The sequence below is a fragment of the Salmonella sp. SJTUF15581 genome (genome assembly GCF_043356775.1).
In the GTDB taxonomy this organism is placed as follows: Bacteria; Pseudomonadota; Gammaproteobacteria; order Enterobacterales; family Enterobacteriaceae; genus Salmonella; species Salmonella enterica.
Genome location: NZ_JBEUJY010000001.1, coordinates 513,112 through 533,456 on the forward strand (window position 1 = coordinate 513,112; position 20,345 = coordinate 533,456).

General features: G+C 51.6%; 18 protein-coding genes and 2 pseudogenes. 12 read left to right on the plus strand and 8 right to left on the minus strand.

All coding sequences use genetic code 11. The annotated features are described in order from the left end of the window. The first annotated feature begins 82 nt into the window (after positions 1 to 82). On the plus strand, positions 83 to 478 hold the full coding sequence (gene caiF / locus ABVN36_RS02465; protein WP_000333324.1) for a carnitine metabolism transcriptional regulator CaiF: 396 nt from the start codon (positions 83 to 85) through the stop codon (positions 476 to 478). A gap of 77 nt (positions 479 to 555) precedes the next feature. Here caiF and caiE read toward each other — a convergent pair whose 3' ends face one another. The 6 genes from caiE to caiT form a co-directional block, all read right to left on the minus strand. After that, positions 556 to 1,152 carry a carnitine operon protein CaiE gene (gene caiE, locus ABVN36_RS02470; RefSeq protein ID WP_000122863.1) on the minus strand — a complete coding sequence of 199 codons (597 nt, stop codon included), beginning with the start codon at positions 1,150 to 1,152 and terminating at the stop codon, positions 556 to 558. A gap of 109 nt (positions 1,153 to 1,261) precedes the next feature. Then, complete coding sequence (gene caiD / locus ABVN36_RS02475) at positions 1,262 to 2,047, minus strand: crotonobetainyl-CoA hydratase (protein ID WP_000004383.1); 786 nt, start codon at positions 2,045 to 2,047, stop codon at positions 1,262 to 1,264. 53 nt (positions 2,048 to 2,100) lie between these two features. Further along, positions 2,101 to 3,654, minus strand: coding sequence for a crotonobetaine/carnitine-CoA ligase (caiC, locus tag ABVN36_RS02480; protein ID WP_023139011.1), 1,554 nt, complete (start codon positions 3,652 to 3,654; stop codon positions 2,101 to 2,103). Positions 3,655 to 3,716: 62 nt separating this feature from the next. Next, complete coding sequence (gene caiB, locus ABVN36_RS02485; protein WP_001016209.1) at positions 3,717 to 4,934, minus strand: L-carnitine CoA-transferase; 1,218 nt, start codon at positions 4,932 to 4,934, stop codon at positions 3,717 to 3,719. Positions 4,935 to 5,045: 111 nt separating this feature from the next. Continuing rightward, positions 5,046 to 6,188: a crotonobetainyl-CoA dehydrogenase gene (gene caiA, locus ABVN36_RS02490; RefSeq protein WP_000347134.1), complete on the minus strand. Its 1,143-nt coding sequence runs from the start codon at positions 6,186 to 6,188 to the stop codon at positions 5,046 to 5,048. Between the two features lie 34 nt (positions 6,189 to 6,222). Beyond that, positions 6,223 to 7,740, minus strand: a complete 1,518-nt coding sequence (caiT, locus tag ABVN36_RS02495; RefSeq protein ID WP_000787073.1) for an L-carnitine/gamma-butyrobetaine antiporter — start codon at positions 7,738 to 7,740, stop codon at positions 6,223 to 6,225. Between the two features lie 480 nt (positions 7,741 to 8,220). On the opposite strand from caiT, the gene ABVN36_RS02500 reads away from it, so the two are divergent. From ABVN36_RS02500 to ABVN36_RS02535, 8 genes and pseudogenes are all read left to right on the plus strand, one after another. Then, positions 8,221 to 8,991, plus strand: coding sequence for an electron transfer flavoprotein FixA (locus tag ABVN36_RS02500; protein ID WP_000692197.1), 771 nt, complete (start codon positions 8,221 to 8,223; stop codon positions 8,989 to 8,991). A 16-nt stretch (positions 8,992 to 9,007) separates the two neighbouring features. Further along, positions 9,008 to 9,949: an electron transfer flavoprotein subunit alpha/FixB family protein gene (locus ABVN36_RS02505; RefSeq protein ID WP_023139010.1), complete on the plus strand. Its 942-nt coding sequence runs from the start codon at positions 9,008 to 9,010 to the stop codon at positions 9,947 to 9,949. 49 nt (positions 9,950 to 9,998) lie between these two features. Next, entirely contained in the window at positions 9,999 to 11,285 is a 1,287-nt protein-coding gene (locus ABVN36_RS02510) for an FAD-dependent oxidoreductase (protein WP_001287774.1), read from the plus strand. Then, a complete protein-coding gene (gene fixX, locus ABVN36_RS02515) occupies positions 11,282 to 11,569 on the plus strand; it encodes a ferredoxin-like protein FixX (RefSeq protein WP_000203736.1) in 288 nt (95 codons plus the stop codon). The genes ABVN36_RS02510 and fixX overlap by 4 nt, the downstream gene beginning before the upstream one ends. Positions 11,570 to 11,715: 146 nt before the next feature. Then, positions 11,716 to 13,056: an MFS transporter gene (locus tag ABVN36_RS02520; protein ID WP_001187057.1), complete on the plus strand. Its 1,341-nt coding sequence runs from the start codon at positions 11,716 to 11,718 to the stop codon at positions 13,054 to 13,056. Between the two features lie 88 nt (positions 13,057 to 13,144). Further along, positions 13,145 to 13,375 carry a YgdI/YgdR family lipoprotein gene (locus ABVN36_RS02525; protein WP_001172089.1) on the plus strand — a complete coding sequence of 77 codons (231 nt, stop codon included), beginning with the start codon at positions 13,145 to 13,147 and terminating at the stop codon, positions 13,373 to 13,375. Between the two features lie 26 nt (positions 13,376 to 13,401). Further along, positions 13,402 to 13,496 (plus strand): annotated as a pseudogene (locus ABVN36_RS02530) (glutathione-regulated potassium-efflux system ancillary protein KefF); the annotation flags it as partial. A gap of 170 nt (positions 13,497 to 13,666) precedes the next feature. Further along, a complete protein-coding gene (locus tag ABVN36_RS02535) occupies positions 13,667 to 14,083 on the plus strand; it encodes a hypothetical protein (RefSeq protein WP_000767274.1) in 417 nt (138 codons plus the stop codon). A 223-nt stretch (positions 14,084 to 14,306) separates the two neighbouring features. Here the strand turns inward: ABVN36_RS02535 and srfN are convergent, their stop codons facing one another. After that, a complete protein-coding gene (srfN, locus tag ABVN36_RS02540; RefSeq protein WP_000745961.1) occupies positions 14,307 to 14,597 on the minus strand; it encodes a DUF1471 family virulence protein SrfN in 291 nt (96 codons plus the stop codon). An 897-nt stretch (positions 14,598 to 15,494) separates the two neighbouring features. Here srfN and ABVN36_RS02545 point away from each other — a divergent pair. After that, complete coding sequence (locus ABVN36_RS02545) at positions 15,495 to 17,384, plus strand: sulfatase-like hydrolase/transferase (protein ID WP_000066315.1); 1,890 nt, start codon at positions 15,495 to 15,497, stop codon at positions 17,382 to 17,384. A 351-nt stretch (positions 17,385 to 17,735) separates the two neighbouring features. Here ABVN36_RS02545 and ABVN36_RS02550 read toward each other — a convergent pair. Then, a pseudogene (locus tag ABVN36_RS02550) lies at positions 17,736 to 17,816 on the minus strand (hypothetical protein); the annotation flags it as partial. Between the two features lie 121 nt (positions 17,817 to 17,937). Between ABVN36_RS02550 and kefF the strand changes: the two are divergent. Both kefF and kefC read left to right on the plus strand, forming a co-directional pair. Beyond that, positions 17,938 to 18,468 (plus strand): glutathione-regulated potassium-efflux system oxidoreductase KefF, encoded by a 531-nt coding sequence (kefF, locus tag ABVN36_RS02555; protein ID WP_000600710.1) that lies wholly within the window; start codon positions 17,938 to 17,940, stop codon positions 18,466 to 18,468. Next, a complete protein-coding gene (gene kefC / locus ABVN36_RS02560; RefSeq protein ID WP_023139009.1) occupies positions 18,461 to 20,323 on the plus strand; it encodes a glutathione-regulated potassium-efflux system protein KefC in 1,863 nt (620 codons plus the stop codon). Before kefF ends, kefC begins: the two co-directional genes overlap by 8 nt. Positions 20,324 to 20,345 lie beyond the last annotated feature (22 nt).

Genomic DNA, 20,345 nt, shown 5'->3' on the forward strand with positions numbered 1-20,345 from the left:
TATCCACAATTTTAATATGGCTTAGTTTTTATTAGTTTGGACAGGCCGTAGCCAGATTTTTAATTTGTGAAATGGTGTGCTTATGTGTGAAAAATATGTTGAAAGACCGCTTTATTTGTTAATTGCTGACTGGATGATGGCAGAGAACCGATGGATCACTGCCAGGGAGATTTCCCGTCAATTTGATATTGAACATTGCAAAGCAATTAATACGCTCTCCTATATTCTGTCAGAAGTGGGGGAAATTGTTTGTGAAGTGAAGATGATCCCTAACCAAATTGCAGGACGAGGCTGCCAGTGCCAGCGTCTGGTGAAAGTCGTGAGTATCGACTCTCAACTCTATCGCCGATTGAATCATAATTTGCAGGAAAGAAAAGTGAGCGTGGCGAAAGCGCCGCGACTGTCTGCCGTTCCCCCCACAGAGCTAAACCGTGAGCAGAAATGGCAGATGATGCTCTCCAAGAGTATGCGTCGCTAATTGTCTGTTTAACCTGATGGCGGGGTAAACGGTAATTGACGCGTAGGCCGGATAAGCGTGAGCGCATCCGGCATCAATTACTGTGCTGATTTTGGCTTCACGTCCGTCGTGCCTTTCAGGCGCGGTCGGTTTTCTTCGACCTGCGTTAACGGCTTCGTTTCAGATAACCCCGTTCGACAACGGATCGCAAGATCCTGATATTCTTTGGTATTGAGGCGTTTCCAGTGCAGCTCCTGGTCCGTAACCTGGCGTAGTACGCGCGCCGGTGATCCCACCAGCAGTTGCCTTGCCTCACCCTGAAATCCGGCTTTGACAAAACTCATGGCGGCGACAATGCTCTCTTCGCCAATCACTGCGCCGTCCATAATGACGCTATTCATGCCGACCAGGGCGTCCCGTCCCACCACGCAGCCATGTAGAATAGCGCCGTGGCCGATATGGCCGTTTTCATGCACGATGGTATCGGTATCGCAGTAGCCATGCATAATGCAGCCATCCTGCAGATTAGAGCCTGCCTCCAGGATCAGGCGACCATAATCCCCACGCAATGACGCGAGTGGGCCAATATAAACACCGGCGCCCACGATGACATCGCCAATCAGCACGGCGCTGGGATGGACAAACGCGTCCGGATGCACCACCGGGATCAGTCCTTCAAAGGCGTAATAGCTCATAGTTGTACCTCGGTTTTTTTGCCGGATGGCGGCGTAAACACCTTATCTGGCCTACGGTTGCGCATGTGCTGTAGGCCGGATAAGCGAAGCGCCATCCGGCATAGTCACATTAACGACCTTTCCACACCGGATCGCGTTTTTCGGCAAATGCCTGCGGTCCTTCGAGCGCATCTTCTGAATGCAGTACCGACGGATAATGCTTCAGCACGCCGCTGCGGATGTAGCGGTAGCCTTCTTCTACCGGCATTTCGCTGGTCGCGCGATAAATCTCTTTCAGCGCCGCGATAGCCAGCGGGGCGCTATTGACCAGTTGTTGCGCCAGTTCGCGCGCGCTATCCATCAGTTCGCTCTGGCTGACAACGCGGTTCACGACTCCCCAACGCAGCGCTTCTTCGGCGCTCATTCGTCTGCCGGTCATTACCATTTCGTTGACGATAGCCGGTGGCAGCAGCTTAGGCAGACGCAATACGCCGCCGCTGTCAGGCACGATGCCGAGCTTTGCTTCCGGCAGCGCGAAACTGGCGTTTTCGGCGCAGACAATAAAGTCCGCCGCCAGCGCCAGCTCAAAACCGCCGCCAAACGCGTAGCCGTTCACCGCGGCGATAACCGGCTTATCGAGGTCAAATATTTCGGTTAAACCAGCAAAGCCGCCGGGACCAAAATCGGCATCCGGCGCTTCACCTTCCGCTGCCGCTTTTAAGTCCCAGCCAGCAGAAAAGAATTTCTCCCCGCCGCCGGTAATGATTGCTACGCGTAATTCCGGATCGTCACGGAAATTCAGAAAAGCTTCGCCCATTGCAAAGCTGGTTTTGGCATCAATGGCATTCGCTTTAGGTCGGTCGAGGGTAATTTCCAGGATCGGGCCGTTACGGGTCAGATGTAATGACTCACTCATAGTTCATCTCCAGATAAATAGTTTCCCGGCGGGAGGGATTCCTGCCGGAAGGTTTATTTCAGATTTTTTTTGATTATTTTTCCTGAACAGTTGCGCGGCAGGTCGGTTCTGATCTCCATAAAAGAGGGAACCTTGAATTTCGCCATATTGTTTTCGCAAAAGCTGAAAAACTCGGCTTCGCTTAATGTTTCACCTTCATTAAGGACGATAAACGCTTTAATGGCCTCATCACGGATCGCGTCTTTAATACCAACCACCACAATGTCCTGAATTTTCGGATGCGCAGAAATAATATTTTCCAGCTCGACGCAGGAGACATTTTCCCCGCCGCGTTTAATCATGTTGCAGCGTCTGTCGACAAAATAGAAATAGCCATCCTCATCCTGGTAACCCGAATCACCGGTATGTAACCAGCCCTCTGGTTCCAGCGCCCTGGCGGTTGCTTCCGGCTGCATGTAATACTCTTTGAAGATAGTCTTGCCGGGGATGCCTTTAATACAGATTTCGCCAATTTCTCCGGCGGGCAGCGGGCGATTTTGATCGTCGCGAATTTCAGCTTCATAGCTAAAACCCACGCGACCAATGGAAGGCCAGCGCCGTTTGTCTCCGGGACGGTCGCCAATAATTCCGACAATGGTTTCAGTCATACCATAAGAGGTCAGCAGCCTGACGCCAAAGCGTTCGGTAAAGGCGTCTTTTTCCTGCGCGGATAGATTGAGATAGAACATCACTTCACGCAGATGATGCTGCCTGTCCGTTGGTGCGGAGGGCTGGACCATCAGCGTGCGGATCATCATCGGGATGCACTCGGTCACCGTCGCCTGATATTTACGTACCTGATCCCAGAAGGCCCTGGCACTGTACTTCTCTAGCAGGACAAAGGTGCTGCCAGCGGAGAATGCAGGCATTGCGGCGGTACACTGACAATCGATATGAAACGCGGGCATCACCGTCATGTACACGTCATCATCGCGCAGGGCGATTTGCCAGGCAGAGTAGTAGCCTGCAAAACGCAGGTTATAGTGGGTAATCACCACCCCTTTTGGACGCGAGGTGGTACCGGAGGTAAACAGAATTTCCGCCGTATCGTCAGTGGATAACGCGGGCGTATAGCACAGCGTGGCCGATTGACGAGCTTGCAGTTGGGTAAAGTGACTCACGCCGTCGTCAGCCGGAAGCTGCTCGCCAATCAGACAGATATGATTAAGCGGAGTGCTATTTTCCTGGCGTATTTCACGGTACATAGGATAAAACTGGACGCTGGTAACCAGCAGACTCACCTGGCTGTTTTGCAGGATCCAGGCGCTTTCTTCGCCCAGTAAGCGGGCATTAATCGGCACCATAATGGCGCCGATTTTTGCCAGTCCAAACCAGCAAAAGATGAATTCCGGACAGTTATCCAGATGCAGCGCGACCCTATCACCCTTGCGGATCCCTAAGGAATAAAAAAGGTTCGCCGTGCGGTTAATCTCTTCATTGAGCGAAGCATAGCTAAACTGCCGAACGATTCCCTCACAGGATTCGAAAATTAACGCCGTTTTATCTCCGTACACCCCGGCCAGGTCGTCCCACATCTGACGTAAGTTTTGTCCGCCAACGATATCCATATTGCTTTATCCACTGAAATCAGGCGTGAGCGCTAACCGGAAAACCGATTAGCGCATCGCGTTTAATCCTCAACTTTGGCCAGGCCTTTGCCGACCAGTTCCTTAATATCTGCTTCGCTATAACCAATGTTTTTCAGAATGGCGGCGGTATCCATGCCGTGTGACGGCATGCCACGCCAGATTTTCCCCGGGTTATTTTTAAATTTCGGCATGATGTTCGGCCCTTTACAGGTGCGACCGTCCATTGTTTGCCACTGAGTAATCGATTCGCGGGCAACGTACTGCGGGTTACCTTCCAGTTCCGGAATGGTGAGCACCTTCGCACAGGCGATATTCAGCTCAGCAAAACGCGCCTGAACGTCGGCGATGGTATGTGCTGCCAGCCAGGCGTCCAGTTTCTCTTCGACGAGCGGGCCGTAAGGGCATTCCACGCGATGGATGAGCTGCGTGCCTTCCGGAACTTCCGGCGTACCGAGAATGTGGGCCAGGCCAATATCTTTAAAACACTCGTTGATTTGCGTGATGCCGACCAACTCCATGACGATGTAACCATCGGCGCATTTATACAGGCCGCAACCGGCGTAGTAGGGGTCTTTCCCTTTCGTCATACGTGGACAGATTTCGCCGCCGTTGAAGTAGTCCATCATGAAGTACTGACCCATGCGCAGCATCACTTCGTACATGGCGATATCGATGCTTTCACCTTTACCCGTTTCGCGTACTTTGTGCAGGGCTGCCAGCGCGGCTGTCGTCGCGGTCATCCCGGAGAAGTAATCGGCGGTATACGGGAAGGCTGGCATCGGTTGGTCAACGTCGCCGTTTTGGATCAGATAACCACTGAATGCCTGCGCGATGGTGTTATACGCCGGAAGATTGGTGTACTCCTCGGTACCATACTGGCCGAAGCCGGAAAGGTGGGCAATGACCAGTTTCGGGTTATGTTCCCACAGCACTTCATCAGTAATACCGCGGCGGGCAAAGGCCGGGCCTTTACTGGCTTCAATGAAAATATCGGTGGTTTCCATCAGTTTCAGAAACGCTTCCCGACCTTCATCTTTGAAAATATTCAGCGACAGGGCGTGCAGGTTGCGGCGTGAGAGCTGCGGGTAGTTAGGCTGTACGCGGATGGTATCGGCCCATGCGACGTTTTCAATCCAGATAACCTCGGCGCCCCATTCGGCGAACATCTGTCCGGCGAATGGACCGGCGATTTCGATTCCTGAAAAAACAACGCGTACCCCAGCAAGCGGGCCAAAGGTTGGCATTGGTAAATGATTCATCATTTTTCTCCTGGCATTTTTTGCGGTATGTAGGCCGGATAAGCACAGCGCCATCCGGCATGATTGTCTGATGGCGACGCCTCGCGTCTTATCAGGCCTACAAGGGATCGATTAGCGGTATTGCTTAAGTACCGCACGACCCAACGTCAGGATCTGCATTTCGTCAGAACCACCAGAAACACGGTCAACGCGCAGGTCACGCCAGAAACGCGTGATGCGGTGGTTGCCCGCGATACCAACACCTCCCAGTACCTGCATGGCGGTGTCTACCACTTCAAACGCGGCGTTGGCGCAGAAGTATTTGCACATGGCCGCGTCGCCGGAGGTGATAGTGCCGTTATCCGCTTTCCACGCGGCTTCCAGCAGCATATTTTTCATGGAGTTCAGTTTGATCGCCATATGCGCAAACTTCTCCTGAATCAGTTGGAAACGGCCAATAGCTTCACCAAACTGCACGCGCTGATTAGCGTAACGCGCAGCGTCTTCAAAAGCGCACATTGCGGTACCGTAGTTGGTCAGCGCGACGAGGAAGCGCTCATGGTCAAACTCTTCTTTCACGCGGTTGAAGCCGTTACCTTCCCGACCGAACATGTCTTTCTCGTCCAGTTCAACGTCGTCAAAGGTGATTTCACAGCAGCTATCCATGCGCAGACCGAGTTTCTCCAGTTTGTTGACCTTGATACCCGCTTTGCTCATGTCCACAAACCACTCGGTGTAAACCGGTTTATCCGGCGATGCACCGTCTCTCGCCATGACCACGATGTACGGGGTATAGGCGCTACTGGTGATAAAGCACTTACTGCCATTGAGATAAACCTTACCATTTTTGCGTGTATAAGTGGTTTTCAGACTACCAACATCCGATCCCGCTCCCGGTTCGGTGATAGCAGAGTTCCACATCTGCTTACCGGTGCCCCGGAACGCCATGATTTTATCAATTTGCTCCTGAGTTCCTTCACGCAGGAAAGTGTTAAAACCTCCCGGCAATTGGTACAACACGTAAGTTGGCGCGCCAAGACGTCCCAGCTCCATCCAGACGGCGGCGACGGTAACAAAACCCGCTTCCAGACCGCCGTGTTCCTCCGGGATCAGCAGGCTATCAATACCCATATCCGCCAGCGCTTTTACAAAACGCTCAGGGTAGACGCTGTCACGATCGCACTCGGCAAAATAAGCTTCCCAGTTCTCACTGGCCATCAGTTCGCGAATACCGGCGACAAACAGCTCCTGTTCGTCATTTAAGTTGAAATCCATCTTTCAGCCTCTTGATCAATTGGGTTAATAAGAATTACTTGTCTTTCCAGTGCACTTTGGCGTCTTTAATAAAGGACAGCGTCACCATAATGTTGACGAAGAACAGCGGGCATCCTCCGGCGATAATCGCGGTCTGAATCGGCTTCAACCCACCCAGCGCCAGCAGAACGATACCGATGATGCCGACCAGCACTGACCAGCCGATACGCACTAACAGAGGCGGCTCTTCACCATCGCGAACTTCGCGACAGGTCGACATCGCCAGGGTGTAAGAGCAGGCGTTAATCAGCGTGACGGTGGCAATAAAGCAGAGGATGAAGAAGCCCCACATGGTGGCGGTGCTGAGCGGCAAGGCGGCCCAGGTTTCGATAATGGCGCGCGCCACGCCGTGTTGCTCAATCAGTTGCGGAATGTTGAGGATGTTTTTATCCATCAGCAGCAGCGTGTTGCTGCCAAGGACAGTCCACAGGATCCAGGTAGACGCGGTCAGACCCATCACCATCCCGAAGCACAGCTCACGTACGGTACGACCACGGGAAATACGGGCCAGGAAGATACTCATCTGGATGGCGTAAATAACCCACCACGCCCAGTAGAAAACGGTCCAGCCCTGCGGGAAGCCGCCTTTACCGATGGCGTCGGTATAGAACAGCATCCGTGGCAGGTGCATTAACAGCATCCCGACGGAGTCGGTGAAGTAGTTCATGATGAAGCTGGCGCCGCTGACGATAAACACCCAGCCGAGCATCAGGAAGCTCAGGTAGCTACGCACATCGCTGGCGATTCTGACCCCTTTTTGCAGGCCGCAGGCCACGCAAATCGCGTTCAGAATGATCCAGCAGGTAATGATGATGGCATCCAATTGCAGCGTATGCGGAATACCGAACAGCCATTGCATACACTCGGTGACCAGCGGGGTAGCCAGACCGAGGCTGGTGCCCATCGCGAAGATCAGCGCCACCAGGTAGAAGTTATCGACGATGGTACCGAACAACCCTTTCGCATGCTTTTCACCGACGAGCGGTACCAGCGTGGAGCTGGGGCGGATGACATCCATCTTGCGTACAAAGAAGAAGTAGGCGAAGGCCACGGAAAGGAAGCTATAGGTTGCCCACGGCAGCGGCCCCCAGTGGAACAGGCTGTACGCCAGGCCTATCTCTTTCGCGCCCGTGGAATTTGGTTCCAGGCCGAACGGCGGGGTGGAGATATAGTAGTAGATCTCAATAGAGCCCCAGAACAGAACCGCAGCGGATGTACAGGAGGCGAACATCATGAAAATCCAGCTGGCGGTGCTAAACTCCGGTTTTTCGTCACCTAATCTCTTTTTGGCATAGGGGCCAAAAACCAGCCAGAACCAGCCGAAGAGCATGACGACCATATACCATTCAAATGCCCAACCCCAGACGTTGGTGACATAACTGAATACCGCATTAATAACGACGTTAGCGGCATCAAGATCTCTGACTGTTAGCCAGCAAAGTATCCCGACAATTATTAATGGCGGAAAAAAAACCTTCGGTTCAATTCCCGATTTTTTCTTTTCATTTTTCATAAGTGAATTCCAGTGTGAAAACGAAATTTATTTAGCGTGCCAGTCCATGAACGTTTGTTTATTTATTATTAATGATTTGTTGATAAGTTTTTAACCTCTGGGACGCCTCAATGAGTAACTCATGATGGGTATTCACTTCGGGTGATTCTGTTATCTTCGTCACACTTTTTTGCGTTGATTATTTTGTGTCTAAATTTTGATTTTTTCTTTATTTATCAATTGATTGGTTGTGGTTTTTTAACTTTTTTAAGTATCTGACGTTCAATATTGTTGAGCCAGCAAACAATATTGAAAATTTTCATATTTGGCATATTTCTTTCAATATTGGTGAGGTGCGTAACACTATTGAAAGTTACGAATATCAATGTGTGACATTTTCAATATTGGTGATTAAGGTTTTATTTCCGAATTAAAGAGCGTGATATCTGTATTTAACACCGCCGATATAAATACGTTTCCTTCATGATTTCTGGAGATGCAATGAAGATAATTACTTGCTACAAATGCGTACCTGATGAGCAGGATATTGCGATTAATAATGCTGACGGAACACTCGATTTCAGCAAAGCGGATAGCAAAATCAGCCAATATGATCTGAATGCAATTGAAGCTGCTTGCCAGTTAAAACAGCAGTTGGGAGACGTTCAGGTTGTCGCCATGAGCGTTGGCGGCAAAGCGCTGACTAATGCAAAAGGGCGCAAAGATGTCCTCTCTCGTGGCCCTGATGAACTGATTGTGGTCATTGACGATCAATTTGAGCAGGCGCTGCCGCAACAAACTGCCAGCGCGCTGGCCGCCGCGGCGCAAAAATCAGGTTTCGATCTACTTATCTGCGGCGACGGTTCTTCCGATCTTTATGCTCAGCAGGTTGGTTTGCTGGTGGGCGAAGCGCTGAACATTCCGGCGATTAACGGCGTGAGTAAAATCCTCTCTCTTACCGACAGCACATTGACGGTAGAACGCGAACTGGAAGATGAAGTTGAAACGCTGAGCATCCCGCTCCCGGCGGTGATCGCGGTTTCCACCGACATTAACACCCCACAAATCCCTTCGATGAAAGCCATTCTTGGCGCGGCGAAAAAACCGGTTCAGGTCTGGTCGCCTGCGGATATCGGGCTGAACAGCGTACCCGCGTATTCCGCACAACAGGTTGCCGCACCGAAGCAGCGCGAGCGTCAGCGTGTGGTGATTGAAGGTGACGGTGAAGAACAAATCGCCGCGTTTGTCGAGAATCTGCGCAAAATCATTTAATTATCAGGGGGATGTTATGAACAAATTTTCCAGTGTCTGGGTATTCAGCGATACCCCTTCTCGTCTGCCCGAACTGATGAGTGGCGCGCAGGCTGTAGGTGAAAAAGTTAACGCGTTCGTACTGAACGAAGCGGACAGCGCGACAGCATGTCATTTGGGCGCGGATCATGTCTGGCTGCTCAGCGGCAAACCAGAAGACCGCATGATCGAAGACTACGCTGCTGCGATGGCTGAGACTATTCGTCAGCATAGCGAGGGCGGCGCGGTGCTGCTGCCGAATACGCGTCGGGGCAAGCTGGTGGCGGCAAAGCTGGGCTATCGCTTGTCGGCTGCGGTTTCCAACGATGCCAGCGAAGTCGCCCTGCAGGATGGAAAAGCGGCGGTTAAACATATGGTCTACGGCGGTCTGGCGATAGGGGCAGAGACCATCGCTTCGCCGTTTGCCGTGATCACGCTCAGCAGCGGAACGTTTGACGCACAACAACCGGACACTTCTCGCAGCGGCGAGATGCACACCGTGCAGTGGCAGGCTCCGGCCACTGCCGTGACCCGCACCGCAACCCAGGCGCGTCAGAGCAACAGCGTTGACCTCGACAAAGCGCGTCTGGTGGTCAGCGTGGGACGCGGCATCGGCAGCAAAGAGAATATCTCGCTGGCCGAAGCGCTGTGCCAGACCATCGGCGCCGAGCTGGCCTGTTCCCGCCCGGTGGCGGAAAACGAGAAGTGGATGGAGCACGAGCGCTACGTCGGTATCTCCAACCTGATGCTCAAACCTGAACTGTATCTGGCGGTGGGGATCTCCGGGCAGATCCAACACATGGTCGGCGCCAACGGCGCGCAGACGATTTTCGCCATCAACAAAGATAAAAACGCGCCAATCTTCCAGTATGCGGATTTTGGCATCGTTGGCGATGCGCTGAAGATCCTGCCTGCGCTGACGGCTGCCTTAGCGCGATAAACCATTTCGGGCAGGATGCGAAGGTATCCTGCCGCTGACAGGAGTACGTATGTCCGAAGATATCTTTGATGCCATCATCGTGGGTGCAGGTCTGGCCGGTTCGGTTGCGGCGCTGGTGCTTGCTCGCGAAGGTGCACAGGTGCTGGTTATCGAGCGTGGCAATTCTGCTGGCGCGAAGAATGTCACCGGTGGGCGTTTGTATGCACATAGCCTGGAACGCATCATTCCCGGCTTTGCGGATCAGGCCCCCATTGAACGCATGATCACCCACGAAAAACTCGCCTTTATGACCGACAACGGGGCGATGACTATCGACTACTGCAATGGTGAAGATGCTTCAGCGTCGCAGGTTTCCTATTCCGTTTTGCGTAGTAAATTTGACGCCTGGCTGATGGAGCAGGCCGAAGAGGCGGGGGCGCAACTGATCACCGGTATTCGCGTGGATAACGTTGTTCAGCGTGATGGCAAAGTCGTGGGCGTGGAAGCCGATGGCGATATTCTGGAAGCCAAAGTCGTGATCCTCGCTGACGGGGTGAATTCTCTGCTGGCTGAAAAGCTGGGCATGGCCAAGCGTGTTGAGGCATCGCATGTTGCCGTCGGTGTGAAGGAACTGATCGAATTGCCGAAGTCGGTCATTGAAGATCGTTTCCAGTTACAGGGCAACGAAGGTGCCGCCTGTCTGTTTGCCGGGGCGCCAACCGATGGTCTGATGGGCGGTGGCTTCCTGTATACGAATGAAACAACCCTTTCCCTGGGGCTGGTCTGCGGTCTTCATCATCTGAAAGACGCGAAAAAATCGGTCCCGCAAATGCTGGAAGATTTCAAACAGCATCCGGCAGTTGCGCCGCTGATCGCCGGTGGCAAGCTGGTGGAATATGCCGCACACGTTGTACCCGAGGCGGGAATGAATATGCAGCCTGAACTGGTGGGCGATGGCGTACTGATTGCCGGGGATGCTGCCGGCATGTGTATGAACCTCGGCTTTACCATCCGGGGTATGGATCTCGCCATATCCGCAGGCGAAGCGGCGGCGAAGACGGTGCTTTCGGCGATGAAGCGCGACGATTTTAGCAAGCAGTCGTTGGGGGAATACCGTCAGCATCTGGACGAAGGTCCGATGCGCGATATGCGCATGTATCAGAAACTGCCAGCTTTTCTTGATAATCCCCGCATGTTTACCGCTTATCCCGAAATGGCGGTCAGTATCGCGCGCGACCTGTTCACCGTGGATGGCTCCGCTCCGGTGCCAATGCGTAAAAAAATCCTGCGCCATGCGAAGAAAGTGGGCTTCATCAACCTGATGAAAGATGGCCTGAAAGGAGTGACCGTATTATGACATCTCCCGTCAATGTGGACGTCAAACTGGGCGTCAATAAGTTCAATGTGGATGAAGACAGCCCGCACATCATTCTCAAAACCGATCCTGATAAACAGGCACTGGAGGTGCTGATTAAGGCCTGTCCGGCGGGACTGTATAAAAAGCAGGACGACGGTAGCGTTCGTTTTGATTACGCCGGGTGCCTGGAGTGCGGAACGTGCCGGATCCTCGGCCTTGATACGGCGCTGGAAAAATGGGAATACCCACGCGGGACGTTTGGCGTGGAGTTCCGCTACGGCTAATAAGTACGAAGTTGTGCCCCCGTTGGCCGGATAAGATGCGGTAGCGTCGCCATCCGGCAATCATGTGGCGCCAATGCCGGATGGCGGCGGAAACGCCTTATCCGGCCTACAGATGCGCTTTGCCCGTGTTGACACAGGACATCACCATGCAGCAGCCCAGGAACTTTGATGACCTTAAATTCTCCTCCATTCATCGCAGAATTATGCTGTGGGGAAGCGGCGGCCCGTTCCTTGATGGCTACGTGCTGGTGATCATTGGCGTGGCGCTGGAACAACTGACGCCGCTATTGCACCTTGATGCTGAATGGATTGGCGCGCTCGGCGCGGCTACGCTTGCCGGACTGTTTATCGGCACCTCGTTGTTTGGCTATATTTGCGATAAAGTCGGGCGGCGTAAAATGTTCCTGCTTGATATTATCGCTATCGGCGTTATCTCCGTGGCGACCATGTTTGTTTCCACGCCGCTTGAATTACTGGTGATGCGCGTTTTAATTGGCATTGTTATCGGCGCGGATTACCCTATCGCCACTTCCATGATTACGGAGTTTTCCAACACCCGCCAGCGCGCGTTCTCCATCGGTTTTATCGCCGCGATGTGGTACGTCGGCGCGACCTGCGCCAACTTGGTGGGTTACTGGCTGTATGACATGGAAGGCGGCTGGCGCTGGATGCTTGGCAGCGCCTTTATCCCGTGCTTAATCATTTTGATTGGCCGCTTTGACCTGCCGGAATCGCCACGCTGGCTATTGCGAAAAGGACGGGTAAAAGAGTGCGAACAAATGATGATCAAACTGTTCGGCGAACCTGTCTGCTTTGACGATGAGCCGCCGCAGGAGACCCGCTTCCTGCAGCTGTTTAACCGCCGTCATTTCCCGTTTGTACTGTTCGTTGCGGCTATCTGGACCTGTCAGGTGATCCCGATGTTCGCTATCTATACCTTTGGGCCGCAGATCGTCGGGTTACTCGGCTGGGAGCAGGGGCGCAACGCGGCGCTTGGCAATGTGGTGATTAGCCTCTTTTTTATGCTGGGCTGTATACCGGCGATGTTCTGGCTAAACAGTATTGGCCGTCGCCCTCTGCTTATTGGCAGCTTCGCCATGATGACTATCGCGCTGGCGCTGCTGGGGCTGGTGTCAAATCTGGGCATCATACTGGTCGTGGTGGCGTTTGCGGTATACGCCTTCTTTTCCGGCGGACCGGGCATACTGCAATGGCTTTATCCTAATGAACTCTTCCCTACGGATATTCGCGCTTCGGCCGTGGGGGTCATCATGTCATTAAGCCGTATCGGAACCATTGTCTCCACCTGGGCATTACCGATTTTTATTACTCGTTACGGTATTAATAACGTCATGCTGATTGGCGCGTTGATTTCGTTAGTCGGGCTTGGCGTATCGGTGATGTTTGCCCCGGAAACCCGCGGCTTGACGCTAACACAGACCGGAAACATGACTTTGCGCGGAACGCCATCGGATAACCCTCGTTAAGAGTGTTCTGCATTTCTCCCTGCTTTTCGCCAATAACGCTACAGTTAACAGTCACATGCTAAAACAACTGAAAAGCAGGGAGAACACCATGCAAAAACGTCTTATGACCGCACTGTTTACCGCAGCAACACTATTCACCGTCGCAGGATGCTCTTCTAACCAGGCGGTTGAAACCACGGATGGCAAAACTATTGTCACCGACGGGAAACCCGAGGTCGATAACGATACCGGTATGGTGTCTTACAAAAACGCCGCCACTGGGAAAACCGAACAGATTAACCGCGATCAGCTGAAAAATATGAGCGAGCTGGATAATTAATTCAATTTTTTCTGGTTAGCCGCGCAATAATATTCTCTCTTTATGCGCATCCATTTATTCCCATGCGAATAAACGGATGCCTGAACAGGCAGGGACGCCGGAAAACGTCGAAATACGTTCGCCCGTGTTCCCGCTTTCCCCACCGCGCTGTCCGCTTACATGAGGTTACACTCATCGACATTTCTCTGAACAGCGGCTCAACATTTCCCGGAAAAAAACATATCGCAGGGCATTTATCCTTATGATTAGGTATAAATGATGAGGTATAAGGAACAGGAGTCTGTAATGAAACTGAAACTAATACCTTTTTATTTGCTCGCGCTATTTTCTGCCGCCTCCGGGGCTACGGAGATAAACGCCTGCAAAGACCTGATCGGAACATGGAAAACCACGGCAGATAACCCGCCTTATACCATGACAATATTGCCGCCAGTAGAAGGCTGCGGGGAAAAATGTGTGAAACTGAACGTGCAGTATGAACTTGACGTGACTCACCGCAACGCGCTTTATTGCCATGAAGGACAAGAGGGGGTAAAAGGGCAGGGACCCATGGTGATAGCATTTGAAGGGGCGTATGGTGGACACGCTATTGGAACCTATAACCGACAGCTGCAATTACTTTGGGCTGGCGTAATACCGAAAAATAAAAAGGGGAAATGGATAACGAAAATGGAAAATTACTGGTTCAGGCAGGTAAAAGCGCATTAAACATCATCTTAAAACAGCCCGCAAAACCGTCTTATTCACGAAGGGCTTACTGCCTGCGCGCATACATTCTACCGACTTGCCTGCCCCGGATGAACTGTTGATAAAAAAGAGGGCCAGCATCTGTTTCCAGACGGCCCTGAGTGGATTGTGACGGAACATGGCACCTTGCTGGCGCTCTCTTATTATTTCATGCCTGTGCCCTCGTTATGGCGCAATCAGAGCTTTATTTCGTCGCATCGTTATAAACTTCGGCAACGGCTTCAAAATTCGGACCATGCTCACGTGCAGCGATAATATGATAATATTTTCCGCCTTTCGCATCGGCTAATTCTGACAGTTTTTCGCGTAGATCAGAGGGTGAGGAAATCTGCCCGCCACTCTGGGACACATTTATGGTGCCGACCTTAACCAGTTTGAAGTGGCTGATTTCTTGTTTAGAGACCTGCTCTGCCGCAAGTGTGCTGAATGAAGCAACCGTTGCCAGTAATGCGGCGGCAATAATGCGTTTTTTCATAGTTCTGTTCCTGTTGCATTGATGATAAGGTTTGCGCAATATCAGTAATCCGTAACGAAATTATTTATCCCCTTCATACTTCAGGTTGCTTATGGGTTGGCTACGGATTACTCGGCCCACCCATGGGCCTCGCCCTGACGGGCCGTCGCACGCGACGTTCAAATCTGCTCCCGGCAAATTTGTCGCTCACCTCAGTCACATAATTATCTATGCTCCTGGGGACTCACTCCCTTGCCGCCTTTAAGCAACTCGAATTATTTTGGGTAATAACCTCGGTTGATTATCTGAAAATAGCCTTATTTGGTGTGACCGTCTTATATCTTGTTATAGTCACCTCTTTATGTTGTTGTCAATGTAAAATAATGCACTGCCAGCTAAAAAGAAACTTAACCCCCTGTAAATAATAGTTTTTATATTATTTCTTTTAATGGCGTAATTTTTATTGAATCACGCGGCAATACGCTAGTTTTATTCATAAGCAACATAACAGAATTGAGTTATGTTTTAATTTCCCAGAGTGATATTACCGGTTGTATGTCTATGGTTGCGCGGCCTGTTACTGATAGTGTTTCTTTCGGGGCGATTTTATTGTAGCGGCATAGGGTAATCACCGTAGTTGAAGGGAAAAGGCACGAACACAGAGCTATAGAGTATGTTTAATAATGTATTTTTTTATGAAGTAATGTCTGCAGTTGTATCTCTAAAATAAAAACAATGAACTTTTCATCTAAATAATTTTTCAATGAATTATGCTCATTTATTAATATATTTCTAATTTGAAATACAAATCAATTTATAACACATATTCTTACCCGGAAGGCATTGATACATATCCACGCTTCCTCGTACAGTAATAAATGAATATGTGATAAAGTTACTGACTACAGGTATAATAATATGAGTAATAAAAAAAATCTGTCCGCAGAAGAGACGGATCTTACGCGTAGGAAACTGTTAACCAGCGCCGGTATTCTTGCCGCCGGCGGTATGCTATCCGGCGCGGTAAAAGCTGATGAAAAATGTGCCGTCAAGGCGAAACCGGCGTGGGATAAACCGTTTACCGGCGAAATCCCGGAAAAATTGCCAGAAGGATATAATATTCTGTTAGTCGTGACCGACCAGGAGCGTTTTTTTCCTACGTTTCCTTTCCCGGTACCCGGCAGAGAGCGACTCATGAAAACGGGGGTGACATTCTGTAATCATCAGAATACCAGTAATGTCTGTACGCCTTCCCGCTCCGTATTGTATACCGGCTTACATATGCCCCAGACAAAGATGTTTGATAATCTGGGATTACCCTGGATGCCTTATGACCTTGACCCCGCTCTTGGAACCACAGGCCATATGATGCGGGAACTGGGATACTATACGGCCTATAAAGGTAAGTGGCATCTTACAGAAAAACTGGAGAAGCCTTTGCCTGACGAAAAAGATGAGGATATTGATGTCGGGGATATTCCTGAACCAGAATTACATAAAATTATGGAAAAATATGGTTTTGCTGACTATCACGGCATCGGCGATATTATAGGCCATAGTAAAGGCGGCTATTTTTATGATTCAACCACCACGGCTCAGACTATAAATTGGTTAAGATGCAAGGGGCAGCCCTTGAATGACCAACACAAGCCCTGGTTCCTGGCCGTTAACCTCGTTAATCCTCATGACGTCATGTTTATTGATACCGATAAAGAGGGAGAAAAGGTACAGTGGCGTGGCGAGTTGGATCAGGATGATAATACCCTGGCGCCCACGCAGCCGCCGGAAAACGAGCTTTATCAGGCAAGCTGGCCGAACTATCCGCTGCCGGCAAACAGGCATCAATCATTCAATGAGCAGGGAAGACCGCCGGCGCATCTTGAATACCAGACGGCGCGCGCTGCGCTGGAAGGGCAGTTTCCTGATGAAGATCGTCGTTGGCGTAAACTGCTTGACTACTATTTCAACTGTATCCGCGATTGTGATACTCACCTTGACCGGATATTAAATGAACTGGATGCCCTCAAGTTAACTGATAAAACGATTGTTGTATTTACTGCCGATCATGGCGAATTAGGCGGAAGCCATCAGATGCACGGTAAAGGCGCTTCCGTTTATAAAGAACAGATCCATGTACCGATGATTATTTCCCACCCGGCGTACCCCGGTAATAAGAAATGTCAGGCGTTGACCTGTCATCTTGATATCGCGCCGACATTAGTTGGGCTGACCGGTTTGCCGGAAGAAAAACAGCACCAGGCGTTAGGCAACCGCAAAGGCGTTAATTTTAGCGGATTGCTAAAAAACCCGGAAGGCGTTGCGGTTAATGCGGTGAGAAATGCCAGCTTATATTGCTATGGCATGATCTTGTATACCGATGCCCATTATCTCCACCGCGTTATCGCGCTACAAAGAGATAAACAAAAAACGGTGGCGCAAATCAAGCAGGAAATATCCCATTTGCATCCTGATTTCAGCCATCGTTCAGGGACGCGGATGATTAACGATGGCCGTTATAAGTTTGCGCGTTATTTCTCGCTAAGGGAGCATAATACGCCGGAAACCTGGGAGGATCTTATTAAGTACAACGATCTTGAACTTTACGATCTTAAAAATGATCCCGACGAGAACCATAACCTTGCTGCTGATAAACAGAAATATCAGGATCTCATTCTTACGATGAATGAAAAACTGAATAAAATTATCAAGGACGAAATTGGCGTGGATGACGGCAGTTTTATGCCGGATGCGGCCCATGAGCCGTGGGATCTTACTATTGAGCAGTTTAACCGCATGGCGAAAGATTAAGAGCCTGGCCCATTAGGCTATTTTATTCGCCATTTGGGGACCGGGCAGTGCTCAAAATCCTCACGTACTACGTGTACGCTCCGGTTTCTGCGCGCTGGTCGGCCCCAAACTGGCTTCAACAATTACGCCTGGTGGGCCAGGCTCTAAGTACCTGACCCATTAGGTTAATTTATGCGTCGGCGATCTGGCATCCAGCGTGTCTGGAGGTTCAGATGCTGTTGGCGCTGCGCTTATTGGGTCTGTATCATCATGTAATGGATTGATATTACAGTCATTACAGGCAAATTTAGCGCAGCGCCGCCCGGTAAGAAGGCCTTAAACCGATTTGTCAGCGATTTAAGACTGCTATCATCACCGACCTTTCCACACCGGATCGCGCTTTTCCGCAAACGCCTGCGGCCCTTCGAGGGCATCTTCGGGGAGCAGGATGGCGTCAACTCCTGGCTGGCGTTAATTCAATTTTTTCTGATTAGCCGCTCAATAATATTCACTATTAGCCTGGCGAATTTGTCACTACACTTTGTAATAAAAAACAGATCATCACAGGCTAATCATGATCCTCATTATTTATGCGCATCCGTATCCGCATCATTCTCATGCGAATAAGCGGATGCTTGAACAGGCAGGGACGCTGGAAAACGTCGAAATACGTTCGCTTTATCACCTCTATCCCGATTTCAATATTGACGTTGCCGCCGAGCAGGAGGCGCTGTCGCGCGCGAGTCTTATCGTCTGGCAGCATCCGATGCAGTGGTACAGCGTCCCTCCTTTACTCAAATTATGGATGGATAAAGTCCTCACCCACGGCTGGGCTTACGGTCATGGCGGTACGGCATTGCACGGTAAACATCTGCTGTGGGCGGTAACGACCGGCGGCGGTGAAAACCATTTTACTATCGGTTCACATCCGGGATTTGATGTCCTCTCTCAGCCGCTACAGGCGACGGCGCTCTATTGCGGCCTCAAATGGCTGCCGCCGTTTGCCATGCACTGCACGTTCATTTGCGATGACGACACCTTACAGGCGCAGGCGCGTCAGTATAAACAGCGTTTACTGGCATGGCAGGAGGTGAATCATGGATAGCCATACTCTACTGCAGGCGCTGATCTATCTTGGTTCGGCGGCGTTGATTGTGCCGATTGCGGTACGTTTGGGCTTAGGATCGGTGCTGGGGTATCTGATTGCGGGTTGCATTATCGGCCCCTGGGGGCTACGGCTGGTAACGGACGCCGAATCTATTCTGCATTTTGCGGAAATCGGCGTCGTGCTGATGTTGTTTGTTATTGGGCTTGAGCTGGACCCGCAACGGTTATGGAAGCTGCGCGCCTCGGTATTTGGCGGCGGCGCGTTACAAATGGTGGTCTGCGGCGGACTGATTGGTCTGTTCTGCATGTTTCTTGGCCTGCGTTGGCAGGTGGCGGAACTGATTGGCATGACGCTGGCGCTTTCGTCCACGGCTATCGCCATGCAGGCAATGAATGAGCGTAACCTGACCGTTTCGCAAGTAGGGCGTAGCGCATTTGCAGTGCTCTTGTTCCAGGATATCGCGGCGATCCCGCTGGTGGCGATGATTCCTCTGCTGGCCGCCAGCGGCGCATCCACCACGCTTGGCGCGTTTGCGCTATCGGCGTTGAAAGTCGCAGGCGCGTTGGCGCTGGTGGTGCTGCTGGGACGCTACGTTACGCGCCCGGCGCTGCGCTTTGTCGCGCGTTCTGGTTTGCGGGAAGTGTTCAGCGCCGTGGCGCTATTTCTGGTGTTTGGTTTCGGCCTGTTGCTGGAAGAGGTTGGGCTGTCAATGGCGATGGGCGCGTTCCTGGCGGGCGTTCTGCTGGCGAGTTCGGAATATCGTCATGCGCTGGAAAGCGATATTGAACCCTTTAAAGGGTTGCTGCTGGGGCTGTTCTTTATTGGCGTCGGCATGTCGATTGATTTCGGCACGCTGGTGGAGAATCCGCTGCGCATTCTGCTGTTGTTGGCCGGTTTTCTGGCAATCAAAATCGTCATGCTGTGGCTGGTCGCGAGGCCGCTGGGCGTACCGGCAAAACAGCGTCGCTGGTTTGCCGTCTTATTAGGCCAGGGAAGTGAGTTTGCGTTTGTGGTTTTTGGCGCGGCGCAAATGGCGGGTGTACTTGAGCCGGAATGGGCAAAAGCGCTGACGCTGGCGGTCGCGCTGTCGATGGCGGCAACGCCGATTTTTCTGGTGCTGCTGACGCGCATGGAGAAGACCGCGACGGGGGAAGCGCGCGAGGCGGATGAAATCGACGAAGAGCAACCGCGGGTTATTGTGGCCGGGTTTGGACGATTTGGTCAGATAGCCGGGCGTTTGCTGCTGTCGAGCGGGGTGAAGATGGTGGTGCTCGATCACGACCCCGATCATATCGAAACGCTGCGTAAATTCGGCATGAAGGTTTTTTATGGCGACGCGACGCGTATGGATTTACTGGAATCTGCCGGAGCGGCGAAAGCGGAGGTATTGATTAATGCCATTGACGATCCGCAAACCAATTTGCAACTGAGTGAACTGGTGAAGACGCATTTCCCGCATCTGCAGATTATCGCCCGCGCCCGTGATGTCGATCATTACATTCGCCTGCGCCAGGCTGGTGTGGCGATGCCCGAACGTGAAACCTTCGAAGGCGCGCTCAAAAGCGGGCGACAGGCGCTGGAGGCGCTGGGGCTGGGGCGTTATGAAGCCCGCGAGCGCGCGGATCTGTTCCGTCATTTTAATACCCGGATGGTGGAAGAGATGGCGAAAGGGGAAAACGATCCGTTATCTCGCGCCGCCGCCTATAAACGTACCAGCGCGATGTTGAGCGAAATTATTACCGAGGACCGGGAGCATCTGTCGTTGATTCAGCGCCACGGCTGGCAGGGAACGGCTGAGGGCAAACATTCCGGGGAGGTCGCCGATGAACCCGAGGTCAAACCGTCAATCTAAAGTAAAAAATGTGATGTTCTGC